The organism is Nocardia sp. NPDC050412 (assembly GCF_044458825.1).
Classification (GTDB): domain Bacteria; phylum Actinomycetota; class Actinomycetes; order Mycobacteriales; family Mycobacteriaceae; genus Nocardia.
This window is the reverse complement of the sequence record NZ_JBITIJ010000007.1, coordinates 170,578-193,504: the sequence shown is the minus strand read 5'-3', so window position 1 is coordinate 193,504 and position 22,927 is coordinate 170,578. Positions and strand designations below refer to the sequence as shown.

The 22,927-nt window shown below is 67.2% G+C and carries 1 protein-coding gene; it reads right to left on the bottom strand.

Annotated features, from left to right (window positions below; genetic code table 11):
- Positions 1-94 precede the first annotated feature (94 nt).
- Positions 95-22,912 carry a hypothetical protein gene (locus tag ACIBI6_RS21020; protein ID WP_396957420.1) on the bottom strand — a complete coding sequence of 7,606 codons (22,818 nt, stop codon included), beginning with the start codon at positions 22,910-22,912 and terminating at the stop codon, positions 95-97.
- Between the last annotated feature and the right edge of the window lie 15 nt (positions 22,913-22,927).

The window sequence follows — 22,927 nt, the reverse complement described above, 5'->3', positions numbered from 1 at the left end:
CCAATTGTGCGGTACCGCAGGCGGATTAGCTGGCCCACCTGCGCGAATACACCCCGGACCCAAATATTGGCTGCCACCATCGAATGCGCGTTTGTCAACGGGTGAAGATTTGGGTGCGGCGGGTGAGGGTGGCGCAGACGTCGTGGATCAGGCGGCCCAGGTCGAGTTCGGGTGGGAGGGAGCGGTACAGGAGTTGGCAGACCATGGTGCCGGAAGCTGTGACGGCGAAGCGGGTTCGGCGGTTCTCGACGGGTTCCCATTCGGTGGCGACGACGGGGCCGTCGAGGTCGATGGTGTGGTCGCCGATACGTAAGGCGAGGCCGGAGGAGTCGCGATAGAAGACGACCGGCGTGTCACCGAGATCGCCATAAACGCCGAGTTGTGGGCCGATTCCACCGCCGACGGCTTGGAGTGCACCGGTTTCCGGATCGAAGTGTGCGGGGACACCGAAGCCAGAGAAGGGTTGGACGAAAAGAGTTGTGCTGTTGCCATTCTGGGATGGGCGGTTGCGGTGGCCGTTGGCGCCTTGGCGGTTTCGGGCGGGTGATGACGGTGCGCCGATCGGTGGGGGTGCGCTCGGCGGGAAGGATGTTGGTGCGGTCGGGTCTTGTTGCGGAGCAACGGGGTTGATCGGTTGACGGGCTGCGTCGGGCCAACTGGAGCGTGGCGCGCCAGGTTGGTGCTGGTCGGTTGGCGATGCGGGCATGGGGGTACCCGGGCGGGGCTGGGGATCCGTCTGGTTGTCGGCGGACGGTGGGTGCATCCGGTCGTGCGAAGGTGTCGTTGGGTCGTGGGGTGGAAATGTTGGGGGTTCCGGCGGTTCCAGCGGGAACGGAGGTACCGGTGCGGTTGGCGGCACGGCAGGTTCCAGCGTGGTCGGCGGGAACGGAGGTTCCGGTGTCGTCGGTGGGAACGCAGGCACTGACGTGGTCGGGGGCAGCGGAGATTCCGGCGTCGTGGGCGGGAACGGAGCCACCGGCGTCGGCGGCGGCACCGCAGGTTCCGGCGGAGTCGGCGGCGGCACAGGCGTGGTCGGGGGCACCGGCGGCGGGAACGGAGGCACCGGCGTAGTCGGTGGCACCGGAAGAGTCGGTGGCACCGGTGGTGTGGGCGGAAGCGGAGGCTTCGGGGGTACCGGTGGTTTTGGCGGCATCGGCTGGTGCGGCGGCAACGGAGGCTTCGGCGTGTGCGGCGGTTTCGGCGTGTGCGGCGGCTTCGGGGGTTCGGGCGGGGTCGGCGGGAACGGAGGCACCGGCGCCGGCGGCGGCACAGGCGGAACCGGCTTGGTCGGGGGCACCGGAGGTTCCGGCGTCGGCGGCGGGAACCGAGGCACCGGCGTCGGCGGCGGCACCGGAAGAGTCGGTGGCACCGGTGGTGTAGGCGGAAGCGGAGGCTTCGGGGGTACCGGTGGTTTTGGCGGCATCGGCTGATGCGGCGGCAACGGAGGCTTCGGCGTGTGCGGAGGCTTCGGCGTGTGCGGAGGCTTCGGTGGGTGCGGAGGCTTCGGTGGGTGCGGTGGCTTCGGGGGTTCGGGCGGCTGCTTCGGCAGCGGCCACGTCGGATGGAACGGTGCCCTATTCGGCGGATCAGGCATCTCGTACTCGTGGTTCAGCCTGGGTGGATGCGGAATATGGGACCGCAGCATCGAGCCGGGCAGCGACGGCGGCTCCGAACCACCCGAATCCGACCGCCCCTCCGGAGGCTTCTGCCCACCCCGGTTCGATCGGGCCCCACCCTCGCGCTCGTTGCGACCGCGCCCCCCGCTATCCCCGGCCGACTCCCCATCTCCAACGCGACCACGCGAGGCACCGCCGGATGATTCCTTCTCACCCGTGCGCCCGTCCCGCGCCTGCCCCGCAGACGACTCCTCGCCATTCTCCGATCCCGGACGCATTGCCCCCTCAGAGGATTCCTCGTCGCCTCCCTGCTCGGGACGCGTCGCCCCATCGGAAGATTGCACATCCTGCCCGGGCCGTAGACCCGGGTCGGTGGCCGACTGGTCGTCGACGACCTGTGGCGCAGTGGGCTCCGAATCTTCGTGCACCAGAGGCAACTCGGGTGCGGACGATTCATCGTCACGAACACCGTAGGCCGCGGCATCGGACGAGTCGGCGCGATCGGGTCCGGCCGTGTCCGGCAGATCGTGATCGTGCTGCGGGTCGGGGTCGGTGGTCGAGTGGCCGTCTGTGGTCAACGGCCGTGTCGGGACCGAATCTTCGCTGATCTCAGGCACTTCCGTGGTATGCGATTGCGCTGCGCGGTCGGAAGGTGAGGGCTGTTCGGGGGTTTCGGGCGGTGCCGGTTGCAGGAGTTCGTTGGTTGGGGTCGGGGGGAGGGCGACGGGGGCGTCCGGAGCCGACGGTGGGGGGAGGTGCGGTTGGTGGTCTACTCGGGGTGGGGCGTAGGGGATTTTGGTGCGCCAGTCGGTGCGGGGTGGGCGGTTGGCGTTCCAGTCGAAGCCGATGCGGATGGCGTGTTGGTTGGCGTCGTGCCAGGCGGCGATCGGGTTGTGGTGCAGGTAGTTCGATTCGGCGAGGGCGTCTTGTAGAAGCAGAATGTCTTGTGGCAGTGGGTTACCCGCGATCAGGCGGTTCCAGGCTTCGGCGACATCGGCTACGGCGTCGAGCGATCGGCGACGGAGGATGCCGTCGTTCGGGTCGTGCACCAGATGCGGATCGCGCATGAGGTGGTTCTTGATCTGCTCGATCTCCGCATGGGTAAAGGCGGGGGTCGAGTTGTCGAGTCGGTCGGCAACCAATCCGGTCAATTCGGCGCGGTCGGCACCGAGGTTGCCGAGCCGGTCACAAAGGTCGTCGACCAATCGTCTCGCGTCACCTGACTGTTCGTTTCGCAGGTGCCCGGCGAGCGCATCGGCGATCGGGTCGAGGACGCCGGAGCTGTCGAGTCTGCGGGCGATCTGATCGACGATTTCCGCGGCCCGCACGGCACGCGCCGCACCTTCGGCCTCCGGGTGCGCAGCAAGGTGTTCGACGATGCTGTCGATATCGCTGTCGTCGGCGCGGAATCGCTGGTATTCGGTGTCGGCCCAGTCCTGCACGCGCGCCCACGCCGCTTCTTGATCGCGTTGGCGCTGTTTGTATTCCTCCGACAACTCGCCGCGATCGGGCACCCGATCCTGTGGATCCCATTCCCGCGCCATCGGCTGCACATCGGCCGCGCGCGGACGGAAGTAGGGATGCCCCTTGAATCCCGGACTGATGCGACCCGGATGGTCCTTATCGCTGTACCAGGTGAATCCGGACAGTTTCGCCGATTCGAGGACGATGCGCATGGTGTTGTAGAACACGCCCGCCATCGGCGGTTCGAAGGTGGGCACACCCGGATCGAGTGGGTCCATGCCGGGGATTCGCGGCAGCAGTTCCTCATCGATCGCGCCGTGTGGCGGATCCAGGAAGGGGTCGACAATGGACGACTGGAACGGATCGACCGCCCAACCGCTGACGCCTTCCGGAAGTACGCGCGGCTCGAATGCCTTTGGCACCCGGGCACCTTGGCGGTTGGTCGTCCAATCCGGGCGGGTCGGATCGACCGGATGCCAGTCGCCATTGCCATCCTGCCATCGGGTGAGGTGCAAGCCGGGGTCGCCCTCGCGCCAGCCCGCGGTGAGATAGTCGCGCCGCGGTGGCGCGAGTTCGCCGATGCGCACCGGCATCTCGCGCTCGGCGATGATGTCGCGATATTCGATCCGCGTTTCGGGTCGGGTCATCGCCTGTGCCACTGCGGAATTGCGTCGGACCGCATCGGCGAGTGCAGCGTCGTGACCAGCGCGCGGATGCTCCAACGTGCCGCGCGGAGCTACCACAATGATCCGCGGATGTTCGCCTTCGACGAGGCCGACGCGATCGGTGATCGCCCTGGCACCTTCCGCGGCGAAGACGTCGCGACAGGCTCCGGCCAGTTCGGCCATCTGATCCTGGATGCGTCCGATTCTGTTGTCCGCCTGGTTGACTCGGTCGGCGGCCTCGCGCAGCAGGTGCAGTTGTCTGGTGTTCTCCTCGGTCGGCTCGAGACGGTTCGCGGCATCTCGTAGGGTCTGGTCGATTTCCCCGGGGCCCAATGCGTCTCGGTTCACGCCGAGCCGGTCGGCCAGGTCATCGCACATCCCGCGCCATGGTTTACGCGCGAGCACTTCGGTGGCGCGTTCGGCACCGAGCCGATCGAGCTCGGCGCGTGTCTCCTCCGAAAGTGGCTGGTGTGCGATGACATCCACACCTTCCAGCGCGGCAATGCGCCGATCCAATTCAGCGAGTGCGGAATCGGCTTCGTTGAAGCGTTCGGCCGCGTCTTGCAGCTTGAAGATGTTGTTCTCGCGCTGGGTGCGTTCGGCCGAGCCCACCAATTCCGGCTCTGGCCTCGATGTTTCGTCGCCGGTGCCGGCGATGTCCCTGGTGCCGACGATATCGCCGCTGAGACGCCGCAGGGTCGGCTCCAGGTTGTCCTGATTCAGTGCGTGATCGGGATCGCGAATATCGAATCGTTCGGCGCGGTCATTGCGCTTGGCCCGCCAGAACTCGCATTCGGCGGCCATGGCCGCACGTTCCCGCACCAATGTGGCGTGTACGGCCTCCGGTGTTCCGGATAGTTCGAGCGTCGCGATCGCCTCATCGAGGCGAGCCACTTCGGCCTCGGCGCGGTTGAATTCGTTGGCTGCGCGCTCTAGTGCGTCGATCCGCGCATGGCGCTCGGCCTGCTCATGGACCAGCATGGTCTGGTTGCGCAGGTCTTCGAGGGTCGTCTCCAGCGGTAGACCTGGTCGCAGGTCCTGCGCGATGTCGACTGGCAGTCCTTCGGCGCGAACTCGGCGCAGGTCGCGCAGTTCCTCGCGATGGGCAACGGCCCCGGCCCGTTCCGCGCGCAATCGCTCGAGTTCGGCCCGGACCTCGGAGGTCAGACCGTCCGATCGCTGTGCACCGTCGAGCGTGACTCCGGAATCCTGCTCCGAAGCATCGGCGTCTCGTGTTTCTGGCACAGATCGGGTCGGATCCAAACCACCCGCATTCGCACCCCGCCCTTCCGGCACGGATCGCATCGGTCCATCTGTATCGACGCGTGGTTGCTCGGGCGATGCCTGGTGTGTCGACTCCGACTGCGCAGCCCCATGTTTCGTCGCCGCTGCGGAACCCGAACCTGGTGTCTCGGGTGGACCGGTGGGGCGAGTGGGTGCCGTCCCTTCGTCGGGCGGCCGGATCGGGGCGACGGTGATGACTCCGGATTCGTCGACCACGACGTGCAGGTAGTCGACCTGGACGCCCTGATCGGCCAGCTGTCGGCGGACCTCCGCGGGCATGACCTGCTCGGGTGCCGACGACGGCGACGCGACCACCACACGTTGCCCATCAGGTGCGATTCCGACGCCCTCGGCGACCATATGCGCTTGTTCCCCGGCCAGCACGTCACGGGACGCGAGCACGGCGGCGCGCTGCCGGGCCACGTTCTCCTCCCCCACCGCGTGGAGGTAGCGGCGCAGCTCGGCCTGATACGCGCTGGCCGCATCCCTGACCTCGGCGGCATGTTGTTCGGCGGCCCGAAGATCGGCAAAATACTGCACCATCTCATGGCTCGGGACGTGTTCCCGATCGTGTAGCTCGGCAACGTGATCTTCCGCCGCATCCACCAAATTGTTTACAGCACGCTGTATTTCGTGTGGGCTCAAACCGTCGGGGTTGATTCCGAGCCGCCTGGCACCTTCGGCGACGCCGGGTTCCATGGCCTGGCGGGCCGCCGTGGTCTGCGCGATCCGCGCGGTCGAACCGGGCAGCGCATCACGCAATTCCGACGTGACAGGTTCGTGCACCCGCGAGGGCCCATCCTGCGGCCAACCGCCCGAACCAGGCTCGCCCGGTTCCGGTTGCCCTGGGCTCGGCGGCTCCTGCGGCGGATGCTGTGATCCCCCACCGTCCTGCGGCGCACCCGACTGCCCCGCCTCCTCCGGCACAGCGAGCGGCCACACCCGCACGTCCCCAGGCTCACCACCGGGCCGCTCGCTCGCCTCCTCTCGTCCCTCCTGCACCGAAGCCCGCCGCCGATCAGACGACTCTCCTACCCCTGGGGCCGAATCACCTGGCCGACTCGCCCGCGACTCATCGCCCACCGCCGATGCCGAACCCTGCCGACCCGCTGGGGACTCCCCGATTGGACCCGAGACGGAACCGTCTTGCCGCCCTGCTCGCGACGCCTCATCCACCACCGATGCCGAACCCTGCCGACCCGCTGGGGACTCCCGGCCATCCGCTGGACCCGCTTCGGCCTGGTCAGGCTGCAGCGCAGAACCACTTGCATCGGAGTCATCCGACTCCGAAACAGTCGAATTCAACCATCGGTTGAATTCGTCGAATCTGCGCTGATTCGCCGCTAATGCCTCTTCGTGCCACGTATCGATCCGTTGCTGCAACTCATCCAGAGCGGACTCAGCACGCTGGCGAAGCTCATCGAGCTTGCGCAGCGGATCACCGTGGTCAGCACCATCGTCCGGTCGCGACCGGTCGTCCAGCGCGCGGAGGGCTTCTTCGTGCCGTCGCTGGTTCGCCGCAAGTGCCTGCGCATGCCACGCATCGATGCGCCGCTGCAAATCGTCGAAGCCAGCGGCGGCGCGTTGCTTGATCTCTTCGATCTCGCGTGCCGGATCACCCTGTCGCGCAGCCGGATCCGCGGTCAGCGCATCAGAACGGGGCGGTTGCGGGTCAGCCGAGGCACGCATGGCCTCATCGAATCGACGTGCGTTCGCTGCCAGCGCCTCCGCATGCCATGCGTCGATCCGCCGCTGTAGCTCATCGAATCCGGCCTCGGCGCGCTGCCATGCTTCCTCGATCCGCCGGACCGGATCAGAGTTGCCGTCGTCCGAATATCGCGCGGTCGCTGAATCAGGTTGCTCGACATCATGCGGCTGAGTTCCGCCCTCCTGAGTCGATGAGTCGTCGCGCCATACTGGTGGCTCCGGCTCACTCAGCGAGTCGATGGCCTCCTCATACCGCCGCTGGTTCTCTCGCAACGCATCCTCATGCCAGGCATCGATGCGACGTTGCAATTCATCGAACCCAGCTTCTGCACGCTGGAGTGCCTGTTCGATTCGCTGTACCGGGTCGAGGGCTTCGCCGTCTGCCGGTCGACTCGGGCGATCCGGTCCGACAGCATGGTCCGATATCGGATCGGGTCTGGACGCGTCCGACGGTGGCGGTGGAGCGGAATCCATGAGTGCGCGGAGTGCTTGCTCATGGCGCAGCTCGTTCTGCCGCAGAGCTTCCTCGTGCCAGGCATCGATGCGACGTTGCAGTTCATCGAATCCGGCCTCGGCACGCTGATGGGCCTGTTCGATTCGCTGCACCGGGTCGGTGGGCTCACCGGGCTCCTCCGGAAGCACGGGCTCCACGCCATTCGGATCGTCGTCGAAGCGAACGAGAACAGGCTCATCGGCGGGCGGTGGCTCGGACGACTCCGGGATCGGTTTCGCACCGGACGCCGGACTGTCCGGCGGATCGTGCGGCGGTCCGGACGGCGATGCCGCTGGCTCGGGCCCATCCTCATCCGGCCCATCACCAGACCGCGGCGGTTCTTCCGAACCTCCATCGAGCCGACGCACCAACTCATCGAGTTGATCGATCAACGCTCGATACTCGGCCTCTTCATCCTGTTGGATCGAGTCGTCAGCCCCTTCCGACTCACGGGCTGACGCATCGTCGATGGGCGGTTCGGAATCGGCCGAATCCGGTTCCGGCACAGCCTCTTGCGAATCGTCGACATCCCCAACGCGTTCCTCGAGCCTGTGCAGCAAGTCGTCGAGATGGTCCATCAGCGCCTGATGTTCGGCCTCGGCCTGTTCATCCCGACGACGAAAAGCCTCCTCGGCGGCTGCCGACTCACGAGCCAATGCATCATCGATCAGCGACCCAGCCGAATCCCGCACAGCCTCTTGCGAATCATCGGCATCCCCGAAGCGCTGCTCGAGCCTACGCATCAACTCGTCGAGATGGTCCATCAGCGCCTGATGTTCGGCCTCGGCCTCTTGATCCCGACGACCGAAAGCCTGTTCCGCCGCCGTCGACTCACGCTTGAACGCTTCGTCTATCCGCGACTGCGGATCGCCGGAATTGCTCTGCGGCGCACTCTCTTCCGCGCGCATTTCGGCGACCCACTCGTCGAGCTCCGCGTGCATGCGCGCGTTCCACTCGTCCTGTTCGGCATCCATCTGCCGCTTCCAGTCCGAACGGGTATCCGGCTGGGTGTCTGGATCGGCTGCGCCGCCCGATCCCGGGTCATCAGGGCCGGCAGGCTCGGGTCCCGGCCCGTCATCGTCCGGCCCGCCGACCCTCGGCGCCCGATCGGCAGCGGTGGTGCCGGGCGTGGTCAATTCCTCAGGGGCAGAGTAGAATTCGTCGAGCAAGGCGGCGAGGTCCCTGATTTGCTCAGCGCGCGTTTGGATTTCCGCACGCATGCGGGCGAGCTCCGCGGTCAGCTCGGCCGGACTCAGCCCCTCGTGCTTCTCGATCTTTCCATCGCGGTAGGCCTCGTACACCTTACGGAAGGTCGCATCGTCCGCACCGGCGATATCGACACCGACGAGTCGAGCCCAGTCTCGATTCGGTTCGGGCCGCCCACGCTCCTCCCCGGATGCACCGTCGGCACGGCCTGGATGGTCCGCGAGTACCTTCCCGAGATCGAGCGCATCCCCGGATCGCATTGCTTCGGCGACGATGTCGCGCAACGCCTGCACGCAAGCCAGTTCATGGACAGGCGGTTCGCCAGCTGCTCGCGGATCGGCGGACAGATCACCACGCGGCACATCGGAATACGGATCGACATCGATCAGCGCACGCGCATATTCGGTGAGCGCGTCGACCACCTGATCGTGCTTGCCTTCGCTCTCGAGACCCGCGACCACCTTGCGCAACTTCGCTGGATCCAGCCCGTTCGCATCCAATCCGCGCAGGATCTCCCCGTCCTCGGCGATCCGAATCTTCGGCGGCTGCAACAGTTCCGAGCTGTTCAGGCCGAGCTGTGCCGCCAAGCGATCGCGTGCCGCGTTCACCGCGCCGAGATCGATATCGCGTAACTGCTTGGCGTAATCGGCCAGGTCCTTGAACTGCTGCTCACGCCGTGCGCTGCGCCATTCCGGATCGGCGAGCGCCGCCGCGACCCGCTGCGGCGTCAGCTCCGACTCCGGGATGTCGAGCCGGTGCGCCAGTTGCCCCCGCGCATCACCGATATCGTTGAAGTTCTCGATCTCGCTCATGGTGCGCGCGAAGTCGGCCAGCGCCTCGATCTGACCGGCACGCAATGCATTGGCCAGCTTCAGTTCCGCAATGGTCTGCGCCAACCGATCCGGATGCAGCGCCTCTGGCCCGAGCCCGAATTCCTTTGCCAGATCGACGATTTCGGCGGCTATCTCAGCGCGAGTGCGAGGTGGGGTATCGGCAGGCGAATGGGTGGCCGTCTCCTCGACAGGGGCCTGCACGGCCCGCCAGTGCCCGTCGTTGTCACGCACCATCGTGACGACCAACTCGCGGCCATCGATCGTCTCCCGATGGTGGTATACCTCGGGTGTTTCGACCGGATCCAGATGAATCTGCCCCATGCGATCCGTGCGCGCGTTGCGGTAATCGAGTTCGACCTCGCCACGCTCGAGCGCATCGGCCAATGCCGGATCACTGGCGAGCGCCCTGGCCAGCGCATCCGCCCGGTCCAGCGGCCCGTTGATCACCACCAACCGGTCCGGCGCGCCCTCCCCGACGGGCACGCGCGCGACCTGATCACCATGGATCTCACCGACGGGCTCCTGCTGCGCGGCACGCAGATGCGGTTCCGCGGCCTCGGCGAATTCGGCGACCCCGGCGGCGCGCGCGTCGTGCTCGGCCCACAGCCTGTTCAGGGTGGCATCGAGATTGCGCGGGTTCACATCGTTGAGGTCGAGGCCGAACATCTGCGCCCAGGTGGACGCCTCGTCGCGGAGTTGGTCGCGGCGCAGGGCGTGCTCGAAGAACACCCGCGGTCCCTGGTCGCGACCCAGTTCCTGGCCGTCTCCGATATCGCCCCATTCGCGCAGCGGGTCGGCGCCATTGCCGACCGGCCGGAAGTTCTGTAGCCCGGGATGGCCATCGAAGGCCCTGATCAGCTCCGTCAGGAAGCGGCCCATCGGGTTGTCATCGAAAATGCTCAGCTGATCGGCCGGCGGCACCGGACGGCCCGTGGCATCGGGCACGCCCCACTTGGGGCCGGGCGCGCCGGTCGGATCGTCCTCGTCGTAGTAGTCCTCGTCCTCATCGACCCGCCGAGTATCAGGATCCTCGATTTCGCCCGCCACCGGCTGCCGACCATGCAGCTCGGGACCCGAGTCACCAAACAGATCGGCGTTGACGTACGGGCGCGTGAGCTCCTCGTTGAACCGATCGGCCGCCTCCGCTAGGCCCGCGATCGCGGCCGCCTCACGCATCGTCCGGTATTGCTGCTCGTCGAGAACCCGGCGAATGGTTTCCGGACTTTCGTCGGGCAGATCGAAACCGAGTCGGTGCGCCTTATCGGTGAGCGATTCGTCTTCCGGTGGCGGACCGTCGATTTCGGTGCTCGGCTCCGGATGAGTCGGCTCGTGTTCGAGTGTTCTGGCCTCCTCGTCCGAGATCAGACCGAAGTTCTCCAGGTCATCGATGATCCGCTGCCGCTGTTCCGAATCGGCCACCGCCAGGGCTTCTTCCAGCACCGCTCGAGCCTCTTCCGGTGCGATGGCCTCGACCTCGAGCAGTTCGGTGACGGTCTGACGCACCAGATCCGGATCGGCATCGCTCACCCAGAATCGATATTCCTCGCCATCGGGTGTGCGTGGCACCACGAAATCGCCTGCCACATCCCGAATCCGACCGGAGAGCCTGTTCAGGATCGGCAGATGCTCCCGATTGCGCCACGCGGTCCAGCCCTCCTTGGCGATTCGGGCCATATTGAGTCCCTCGCCTTCACTCTCCGGGGCCGGTCGAGCGACGGTTTCGTGGCCGGGTGTCGCCGGCGGCGGATGAGGCGCGTGTGGATGCGATTCGAAGAGGTCGGGTGCATGTTCGACGCCATCCTTCAGCGCGTTCTGGCCGCGGCGGTCCTCACCCGAACCCGACGGGTATTTCGGGTAGTCGCCCACGTAACCACGCACGCGCATCCTCGCCCGAATCCGCTCCCAGGCTCGGCGCAGCGGCGATTTCTTCTCGGGAAGCTCGGAATCTGCTGGGCGAGCGGGTGTTACGGATGCTTCGGAAGCTTCGACCCGCCAGCTGCCCTCATCGTCGAGCCGTACCTGTAGCGGCACCTGTTCGCCATTCGCATCGATGACGATGCGGCGCGGCTCGTCCCGATTCGACGGAGCGACCGACCGACCCTCGGATCCATTGCCGGAGTTCTCGTTTCGCGAATGATCCGGGTCGTCGGGTGTCCCGGCGGGGACAGGAGGCTCGGACGGCGGCTTCTTACCCCCGCCACCGGCTTCGGCGGGTCGTGCGACCTCATGCTGCGCCGCCGGATCATCGATGCGCAGCACCCGTGTCTCGCCCTGCGCACCGATCCGCAGCTCGCGCACGACCGTGCCGGGTTCGGCCCGCAACTCAGCGAGCTGCGGGTGTTGGGCGGCCGCAGCGTCCAGCACGCGCACCGGATCGCCGTCGCCCCAGCCGACGATGAACACACGCGCGGGCTCACCTGGCACCACACCGACCCGATCGGTCACCGGAATCGCCCCGGCCCGCAGCAACGCATCGCGCTGGCGTGCGATGGCCATCGCCTCGTCGAGTCGCGCGACCCGCTCCTCGGCGCGTGCGATGCGCGCCGGATCGCCTGCGGCCCTTGCTTCATCGCGCTCGCGCACCGCCTGCGTATTCTCGGCCGCCAACCGATCCAGTACGTCTTGTCGCTGCTGCTGGGCCCGCCGCTGCTGCGCGCCGTCGTCCGGATGTGTCGGTGGGAACTCCGGTGCGTCGAACGAATCATCACCGGGCCGTGGCCGATCGATCGGGCGTGGCGCGGAATCGCCTTCGCCCGAGCGGTTTCCGAACGACAGCCGGTCGGTGATCCTGCGCAGCAGGCCCTTCGGCGCGCTGTGATCGTTCAGATCGGCTGAACCGTCGAGAAGTATTCGTTTGATGCGTTCCCCGAGGCGCCCGGGATCGGTATCGGACATGCCCTGGAACTGTCTGGCCAGCACATCGCCCGCACTGCCGTCTCCAGTGGGCGGCGCCACCCGCCAGCCGCCGTTGCCATCGGACTGCAGCGTGACCGGGAAGTCCCAGGCCCGCGTCCGCACCTCGGTTGGATGGAACTGCGGCCAGCGACGTTCCCGCCCCGCCGCATCGGCGGATTCCGGCATCGCCACCTGGCGCGTCAGCAGGCGACGGGCCACCTCCGCCGGATGCGGCTCGCTGATGGATGGATCCGCCTCGGCCAACTCGTAGCCACGTGCCATGAAGTCCAGACGGAGTCTGCCTTCGAGGCTCGGGGACGCGTTCTCTCTGGTGTTGAAGGAATCCGGGCCGAGCTGACGCACCCACGCATCGAAGCCGAGATCCGTCTGTCGGGCGGCGCGGTAGCGCAGGTAGTGCGCGAGTAGTTCGGTGGCCGCCTCGTCTTCGGTCGGGCGACGGTAGGGTCCCTCGGCTGCGTCGGCCGCAATGAACCGGGCATCGTGCAGACCATCGGAACCCGGCCCCACTTGCAGGTATTCGATTCGTTGCGTGCCGTCCCACAGCACACTGGTGTATTCCGGATGCGTCGCGGCCAGTTCGCGCAGCGCGTCCATGTGCTGGCCCTCTGGTGCCGCCACCACCAGACGTCCGCTTCCCACCGGCTGGTGACCCGGAAATTGGGCGACGCGGTCGGTGAGCCGGGTCCCGCCCGGATCCTGGGTGAGTTCATTGTCGAGGGCGCGACGCACACGGTCCGCGGCTTCCTCAATACTCATCGGGCGCGGCGACGGGTTCTCATCAGCCGGATGTCCGGTTTCGGGGTCGGTCGTATCCGACCAGGGGCGATAGTCGTCGAGGTTGTCGTCGGCGTGCCGAGCAACATCGAAAGCGACCTCGGCGGGTTCCAGACCGACCTTGTCGATGTACTTGCGCAGCGCTTCGCGCCCGGCTTCGTAAGCCGCCCGCTCCGGCCGGATCGCCGAATCATTCGACCGAGCCGCGGCCCGCTCCGCACGCTGATAGGCGCGGTCGTAGGCGTCGGTGTAAGCGCGTTCGGCCGGACCGACCGGCACGAATCGACCCGAATCACGCAGCAGGCGAAGGGATTCGATTTCCACCACATACTGGCGGCTGCGCTGGTCCCGGATCGCCGGGGTGTCGGTGTGGTGCGCGGGCGGGCCTTCGCCGGGCGCGCGCGTGATTGCGTGCGCGCTGTCCCACTGGGCGCGATAGAACGCGGCGAGGTCACCGCCGTCGACGCGAGGACCCAACTCCACCAATCGATTTCGCACTTCACGGGTGGCGGCATGGTGGGCGGCCGCATCGATCATGCTGTCGGTGATCTCGCGGTTGTCGCGGTAGGCCCGCAACGCTGGCTGCTCGGCCTGTTCGAAGGCGTCCTTATATGCCTTGGACAGCAGGGTTTCCGGAGCCGGTGACGCCTCGGTCCCGAACTGCCGCCACCGGTCGAATTCGAAGGCTCTGGCCTGTGCCACCGCCTCCCGATCCAGCATCAGATCGACGTATTCGTCGCGCCCGAGGGTGAATCGCTCGAGCGGACCGTTGCCGAGCTGTTCGGCCAGATATGCCGCCCGGATCGCCTCCGCCGCATGCACGGCAGGTGCATCGGTCAGGCCGAGCAGCAGGGTATTCGAGGCCGGGTCGTATCCGACATCGACACCGCGCTGCTGTCTGCCGTCGTACAGACTCGAATCCACGTCGAGTCCGAAGCGGATCTCCACCCCGTGTCCGGCCAGTACCTCGGTCGCCCACCGTCCGAGCTCGTTGCTCCTGAGGATGCGCTGCAGCCGGTCCGACGCCACCTGTGCGGTGTCGACCATCGACTGGTCCGGCAATGCCGCAGCGGGTTCGTCCGGCGGTCGCGGTGCCACCAGGTGCTCTGCCTCCGCGCGCACATCCGCTGCCGCGGCCTCGACCCAGGCGGCGCGCAGATCCACCGGCTCACGCCGCACCTGGACGGCTCCGGAATCGTCCACGCTGACGCGGACCCGCTCGGCAACCGCATCGCCGTAGCGGATGGCGCGGTGCAGATCGCTGCCTCGATCCGCGGCAGCGCGAGATATCGCGGCATGATCACCGCGAGCATCGACCACGATCACCCGCAGCGGCTCACCGGGCAGCACCGCAACGCGGTCGTCAACCCACTGCCCCGCACGGACTTCCGGACCCAGCACTTCCTGGCCGACCTGGGCCGCGATCTCATCGAGCAGACGGTTACGCTGCGCCTCGACCTCCGCATGCTGACGGGTCACCTCGGCCAGCGCGCGCACCTGCGCGGTGCGCACGGAATTCATTCCCGCACTACTCGCATGCCGGATTCTATTGTCCGCCACCGCCTGTCGGCCGCGCTCGAAGAGATCCCGGTCGCCGCGATGCGTTTCGGGATCGAAGGCGCCGAGCCGTCGGACCGCTCGATCCCAATCGCCTTCAACCGTGCGCAGCTCCCGCGTGAGCGCGGCATGTTCGCGGACCAAACGCTGCAGTTCCCGTGCTGATTCCGCCGACGTCGGCACGTGCATTCCGTCCGGATGTTGGTGGGCGTCCCAGACGCCGCCGTGCGTGTCTCGCAGACTCGCACCCTCGCTCGGATAGAGCGGCGAGTCGAACATATCACCGGACAGCAGCGCATCAATGCCCGCCTCGCGGCCGATTCGGCGCAGTTCGTGCTCGCCCAGCGCCGGATCCGCGGCGGCCACGGCAGCATCGCGGGCAGTCAGATATTGCTCGTGCAAGGCGCGGGTGTAGGCCGAATCCGCAACATCGTGCGTCGTCGGGGCGGTTTCCGGATATCCGGCAGCACCCAGCTCACGGCGGAATTCGGCCTGCCTGCCGAGCGCCTCGGCTTCCGTACGCAGCTGTGCGTCAACGTAATCCGTCCGATCGGAGGCGCGAATTCGTGCAGGATCCACCTCGACTCGACCGGACAGCACGGCGTCGGCGAGCACCGCCGCACGTATCAGCGCCTCCGCCTGGGCGGGCTGGCTGCGGTCATGGGTGTCGACGGAGGCGTCCATGGTTCGGCCGTTGAACGAATCCGGCCGGCCATCTTCGAAGCGCACCGCAACACTCGCCGCCCGCAATGCATCGGCCGCCTCGCGTCCGGTTTCGCTGCGTCCCAGCAGTTCCCTTACCGGAGTGCCGGTCATATCCCGCAGCCGGACCTGCCAGGCTCCCGCGTCCGGTTCGGAACCGTCTGTCGTCGGCCGGAGTTCGGGGGAATCTGCCCCATCGCCCGGCGCTTCGGGGCCGGCCGTGGTCTCCGGCCTGCTGAAATGCGCGACGACCTTCTCGTATTCGCCCGGTCGACCGCGCATCGCATCGTGATCGAAACTCACCTCGGTGAAGCCGAGTTCGCCGGCCAGCTTGCCGGTGAATGTGTTGCGCGCCGACTCTTCCGGAGTGAGGTACAGCTCCTGCACACCGGCATTGAAGGTGTCGAGGTTGTCCCGGACCCGATCGTCGGCATTCCATTCGGCGCGAATCTCGGTCACTTGATGGCCGAGCTCGCGCATCATGTCTCGGAACATTTCGCGCCGGGTCGGCGTGCCGTCGCCCACCCGCACCGCCACGCGCAGTATGCCGTCCGCATCGACCCAACCGTGGATGCCGTGCTGGTAGTCGCCGCCGTACCGATTGGTGTACGCGTTCGGGCGGTCGTCGAAGTCTTCGTTGTGCCTGCTCGAATCCTCCGGCCGCACTCCGATATCGACATGTTCTGGCGGCAGATCGCTGGCATGCGCTCGGATTTCGGCCAGGCGTGTCATTACCGTGTCGTGCCACTCGCCGCGACCGTGCTTATCGAACTCCGGTCGCAGTGCGGCGACGCGTGCGGTGATGGCATCGACGACCGCGCGCGGCAGATGGTGGTCGATGACCTCGATTTCCTCGCCGTTACGGCGCAAGAAGTGTTCGGCGAACGGGCTCAAGGCATTTCGTGCTGCGTCGCTCTCCTCGAAACCACGACTGTGGTCGATACCGAACACCTCGCGCTGCGAGCCGATCATCCAGCCCTGTCCATCGCGATCAGGAATCCGGATCAGCGCGTCCAGCAGACCGAGCGCACGACCTGCGACGGTATCGGCGTAACCGAGCTCATGCACATCGGAGAACTGCGGATGCCGTTCGGCCGCAACACGTCCCGCCAGCTTTTCCATGTAGACGACATTGGATTTGGCGTGGAACACCTCGGGCACATTCGCGCCGATGGTGCGGCCGAGCAGCGCCGCCAGCCGCTCGGCGACGGCATGGCGCGGATTCATGACCGTCTTGCGAATCAGTTCGGTGCCATCGTTGAAGGTGACCAGCTCGACCTTCCTGGCGGCATGGACCGAGGAACCCTCACTGAGCACCGTGACCGAACGTTCACCGGAAGCGATGGCAGAGCGGACGATATCGTCGAACGAGCGGATGCCGTGCGCGTCATCCCAAGCATGGCCGTAGAACTCGGCATGGGTTTCGGTCGAATGCTCGGGACGATGCCGAGCCACCTCGGGGCCGATGGCATCCAAGCCCGCGTCATTGGCGATTCGATCGAGTTCTGATGCCGGCGCTTCGAGATTCTCTTCGTGGGCTCGGATGCGGGCTTCGTTGTAGGCCACGGTGTAGGTCCGCTCCAGCGGAGTTTCCGCGAGATCGTGTCCACCGGCCCTGAGTTGTTTCGCGGCAACGATTTCCAGCGCGTGCGCCCGGGTCTCCTCGTCGAGCATGCGCGCGACGTACTCCTCGCGCGGTAGGCGCATGCGTTCCTGCGCACCGCCGGGAGTCTCACGAGTATGCGCCAATTCGACGTGGATGGCGCCGTGCACCAGGGCGGCCATCTGCGCCGCATCGGAGGCGCCGACATCCAGGGCTAGGGTGCGGCGGCTCGGGTAGTAGCGGTCGTCGGCGCCGGACTCGTGCACGATATCGACATCGTGACGGGTGAGCACCCCGTCAGCCCAACGGCCGATTTCGGTTTCGCGCAACTGTTCCCGAATCCGTGCGATTCGTTCCTGAGCCGCCGCGCCCGCACGGTCCAGTGGGGTGAGATCGGTGGCGCGATCGAACTGGTCGGGTGACGGCTCGTCGATGGGCTCGACCCTGATGCGGCCGACCTGGTCGGCGTCCACATTCAGGTGCTCGCGCACGACCTCCGGCCGTTCGAGCAGTTCGCGGATCTCCGAGCGCTGCTGCGCCTCGCGCAGCACGCGCTGGTGGTCATCGGTGCCGGAGGCGATGACGAGACGGTCTGGGACGAGACGGTCTGGTTCCCCAGGAACATGCACGATGTGCTCGCTGAGCATTCGTGCATTGGGGTTGGCGCGCAGGTGTTGGGTGAGGACCTCTCTGATCGCCGCATCTGCCACCTGGTCGGCACGGCGATCGTAGGTTGCCTGCGCGTGCTGACGCTGGTCGGCCAGGTCGGCGAGGGTGCGTAGATCGTGTACTGCGGTACGCAGTTCGGCTTGCCGCTCGAGCGGAACATCATGTCCGGCAAGTTCATTCGTGATGCGCTGCATACGGTCGGTGATCTGACGCTGTAGCGGCTGTCTGGCGAGGGTGGGATCCAGGCCGAGGGCCGCCGCGCGCCTAGCGAGTTCTTCCGAGGTGCTGCGCAGATCGCGGAAGGCCGACTCGCGGGCCAGCGCCGCGGTACGCATGTCTTCGGCGGCATCCGCGGTGGTGTCGTGCATCCGTGCGCCCGAAGGGAGTTCGGCGCTGGACGCATGCACACGATCCCAGGCGTCACCGTAGTAATCGGTGTAGTTCTTGCCGTTTCGCCACTCGTGGGTTGCGATTTCCTGGCGCAGCGCGTCGACTGCGACCTCGTGTGCGGCCCGGCGGATCTCGGCCGGGGTCAGCGACGAATCGCTCGACAGTTCGGCGGCGGCGCGATCGTAGGCGGCGGTGTAGGTCGCTTCGAACGGGTGCACCGCGATGTCGTGACCGAGATCCCGGAATTCCTGGGTCAATTGGAACCGGCGCCCCGTTGCCGCGGCCTCCTCATCGACCATGGTGCGCACGAATTCGTCGCGTGGCATCGCCCGGACGTCACCGGTCCGGCCCTGGACGTACCGTTCGGCGTGCACGGACTCATGGGCCAGCGTGAGTGCCTGCTGGACATGATCGGCACCCGAGGTGTATGCGATAGCCGTCAGTTCGCGCCGCCGGAATTCCCCGGCTCGGCCGTCGCCCGCGGACGGCTCGAATCCGTCGCGCACGGGACTGTTGTCGAAGCTCGCCGCGATACGGCGCCCGGTGTCGGTCTGGCGCAGCAGTTCACGGACCTGATCGGGCTGCGCATCCAGCGAGCGGCCGATGCGTGCCTCAGGATCGGTCGCGAGCGGATGCACGGAAGCGCTGGGATGCAACGGCTTTCCGGCTGGGTCGAAGGCAATCGCGTATGTGCCACGGAGTTCGCGCGGCACCGTCGGCGGGAAGCCTTCGATCCGGCCCGCCCCCGGATCGCGCACCACGATCCCACCGTTCTCGTGCACCAACACATACGCGTGCGCGCCGACGTTGTACCTGTCGACCGGACCGCTGTATTCATCGACAACCAGCGCCGAGGACCCCTCCGGCATGGAAAGCAACAGCCGCGCGATCTCGGCATGATCCCCATACGAACGCAACTGCCCACCCGCAGCCGTCTGCACCTCCGCGGCTGTCATACCGTCCAGCCCGATCACCCGCTCGGGCAAGCTGATCGCCGAACTCCTGGTAAGCGCCTTGATCAACCGCAGCGACAACTCCGCACACCGACCACGATTCCGCTCCGGAATTCGCCGCTCATCACCCCCTCGCCGATGCTGAGTGTCCGCACCTTCACGCGTCCTGTCCGCAGACGAATCCTCCGCGGTCCGATGCGGTTCGGCCACCGGCTGCGGCACGAAAGCCACTGCGGGATCAAGAGATTCAGCCCGCTGCCGCGCCGCCTCCCGTCGCGCCTCGACATCCCGCCGCTCTGCATCCGTGCCATCCGCACGATGTGCCTCGACATCGGCCCCAGTCCGATGCGCTACGTCCCCTGCCGCCGGATCCATCGCATGCCGGACGTCGGATGGAGCGTCTTTGTCGGCGCGGACGGCACCCTCATCACCGGGACGCGCGGCGCTGTCGTCACTCGGACGCGCGGCGCTGTCGTCACTCGGACGCGCGGCGCTGTCGTCACTCGGACGCGCGGCGCTGTCGTCACTCGGACGCGCGGTGCCGTCGTCACTCGGACGCGCGGCGCTGTCGTCACTCGGACGCACAGCGGCCCCATCACTCGGACGCACAGCGGCCCCATCACTCGGACGTACGGCACCCTTGTCGCCAGGGCGCACGACGTCCCCATTTCCGAGGCGCACAGCATCGTCACCGTCCGGACGTACGACGCTCTCGCCCTCGGGCGGTACCGCACTATCCCTCTCGGGGCGCGCCGTCCCGTCCCGCTCAGACCGCACAACACCGTCGCCCTCGTCCCCAGGACGCACAACACCACCATCAGGCCGTACGACACCCTCCCCATCGGGCCGCAGCGCACCGTCTCCCTCAGGGCGCGCCATACCGTCATCATCAGAACGAACGGCATCCGCACCCTCTGGCCGCATAGAACGATCGCCGTCCGGGCGCACCGGGCTATCGCTGTCGGGCCGTACCGCACCATCACCCTCTGGCCGCGCAACGCTGTCGCTCGCGCCTCGCACACCGCCGTCGCCGTCCAGCCGCAGCGGGCTCTCGCCATCTCGCGGGAATCCATTGGTGCTGTCGGGGCGCACGGCATTACCGCTGTCCGAACGCGCCGTGCTATCGCTGTCGGACCGCACGGGAATGTCATTGTCGGGGCGCGCAGCACTATTGCTGCCGGGAGGCACGGTGGGGTCGGTGTCGGGGCGTCCTGTGGCAGCTTCATCAGGTCGCACGGCACTAGCACTGTCCAGACGCGCGGTGGGGTCGCTGTTGGGGCGGACGGGGGTGTTGCTGTCGGCGTGAGCTTCGGCGTGGATGGGGGCTGGTTCTGCTTGTGGGCCCGCTACGGGCTCGGCGGTAGGGGTGTGGGGGACGGATTGGGGTGCGCCTGCGCGGGTTTCGGGGGTGCGGCCCGGTGTGGATCCGGAGTGCGTATCGCTGGTGCCGGTGCGGAATCGGTCCGGGCCCGGGCGGCCATCGGCTGTAGTGCGTGCATCCGCGGTAGAAGGGGCAGCGGTCCGCGGGTCTGTGGTGCGGGGTTCGGTGGTCGACTGTGGGCGGAACAGCTCGCCGCGGGATGTTTCGGTGTTGGGGGTTGCGCCGGGGCGCATGTCGGGCGTTGAGGTCGTGCGCGGTGCGGATGGTGCCGCGTTGCGCGCGTCCGGTGCGGAATGCGCCGCTGGCGTTCCGGAATGTGCAGGAGCAGAGCCGGTTTGGAGCGAGGTCGAGGCTGCGGCAGCGCCAGCCTGCGTAGCCGCATTATCAGCGGAGACGTGCGAACCGTCGGCAGTCGCGTTCGGAGTATGTTCCGCACCCGCCGGGGTCGGGTCGGCCCGGATACCGGTATCGAACCGGTTCTGCCCCTCGTGCGCTCCCACCCCCGTGCGGTCGCCAGCGCTGTTGGACTCGGCAGTCGAATTCGTCTGTACCGCAGAGTGATCCGAATGGCTCGCGGACTCTCCGGCGGGTCGGACGGCACCATCCGATCCGGTTCCCGCCGCCGAATTCCGCGTGCTCGACTGGTCGACTCCACCATCCGCCGAGTGCCCATCCGTCGTTGCATCACCTGCGCGCTGCGTGTTCGTGGAAGCATCCGCGGCGTCGGCCCGCGCAGCCGAGGAACTGTCATCCCCCGCACGCGCGGTCGCACCATCGTCACCCGCACGCGCCGCCGCACCTTCATCACCGGCACGCGCCGCCGCACCGTCATCACCCGCGTGGGCGGTTCCGCCCTCATCCCCCGCACCGTCGTCACCCGCACGCGCGGTCGCACCGTCGTGAGCTGTCGCACCATCGTCCCCCGCATGCCCGGTCGCGCCGCCATCACCGGCATGAGCCATCGCACCGCCATCACCTGCACGCGCCGTCCCGCCATCGGCACCCGCACGCGCGGTCGCACCGTCGTGAGCTGTCGCACCATCGTCCCCCGCATGCCCGGTCGCGCCGCCATCACCGGCATGAGCCGTCGCACCGTCATCACCTGCACGCGCCGTCCCGCCATCGGCACCCGCACGCGCGGTCGCACCGTCGTAAGCTGTCGCACCATCGTCCCCCGCATGCCCGGTCGCGCCGCCATCACCGGCATGAGCCATCGCACCGCCATCACCCGAATGCGCGGTTCCGCCATCATCGCCCGCACGCGCCATCGCGCCATCGTCACCGGCATGAGCCGTCGCACCATCGTCCCCTGCACGCCCGGTCGCGCCGCCATCACCGGCACGCGCCGTCGCACCGTCATCACCCCCACGCGCAGAACCATCACCGGCGGCCCCCGCCTTCGACATACCGTCATCAGCACCATGCGAATGCGCCGAATCATCGCCCGCACCATAACTATTCGAAGAGCCGTCAGCTCTCGCCGTCGAACCGTCGTCCACGGCATGCGCAGTCGACCCGTCTGCCGTACCGTCACCACTGCTACGACTAGGCTCCCCCGTTTGCCCTGCGTTCGGCGCCCCCTCCCCGGTCTGCCCGCTTCCCGGGGCAGCCGCACGCCCACCGGCATCACCATCACCGACCCCACCCGGCCCGGTGTCAGGACGAAAGCCGATGCGGGACAAGCTATCCGGGTCAACCGGCGAACCGTTCGGCCGGTACCAATCTGGATGCCGATCTGTATAGAACTTCTCGGCCATCGCACGATTCGCACCGGACATCGCGCCGTTCGAAGCGCCCGCCGTCAACATACGCAGGTCGAATTCGGTGTCTTTCAGACCTTCGACGGCCTTGTCCCAGCCGCCTTCCGGCCCGGACTTTGCCCAGGTGAACGCGAACTGCGCGCCGACACTGCCGCCGAAGCCGGCGACGGCACCCACCGTGCCCGCGGTCGCGCCGGTGAGGAGGCCGCGCAGCCAGGCCTTCATCTCCGTTTCGGCCAGCTTATGGCCGAGTCGCTCGCCGATCGGACTCGCGACACCGGCGCCAACCGCCGAACTGATCGCGGTGATGCCGACTTGTTCCCAGTTGACCTCCTTGCGATGTCCCGAATTCACCTGATATTGCTGAATTCCCCAGTCCTGGACGGTGCCGAGGACGGTGTCGATGGCGATGTGGCGGACCAGGAATTCCGCCAGTCGACGCCCGAGGAATTTGGCCACGATTTCGACGATCTTGTCCATGATCCGCTTGGCGATAATCCGGATGGCCACCCGCGTTCCGGCAATCGCCAACGCCTCCTCCGCGGGCGCGGTCGGCGGAAAGATCCATGCGATCGCGATCTCGGCCGCCAGCAGCGCCAGGGAGGTGATCAGCATGAGCTGGCCGTATTCGATTTCAGTGCCGACGCTGGTCGCCGAATCGGCCAGCTTCTCGAAATCGCGGGCCAGCATCTCGAGCGATTGCGGACCTTCGAGATAACTGTCGAAGTTGGCGATGATCGCCTCGATGCCGTCGCCGTCCTGATATGCCTTCAGCGACGCCGTTTTCGCATCACGGATGTCGGGCAGGATGTCGCGCAGTCCGGTCGCCGCGGCACGCCAGTCCTCGGCTAACCCCCACATGCCGTCGGGATCGCCCGCAGGCCAGTCGGATCCGGCGACCCATTCCAGCCATTTGAGATATCCCGGCAGCTCAGCCATCTGCGTTCACCCTCG

Coding starts and splice junctions, on each gene's coding strand:
- ACIBI6_RS21020 (WP_396957420.1), bottom strand. CDS start 22,912: ATGGCTGAGCTGCCGGGATATCTCAAATGGCTGGAATGGGTCGCCGGA.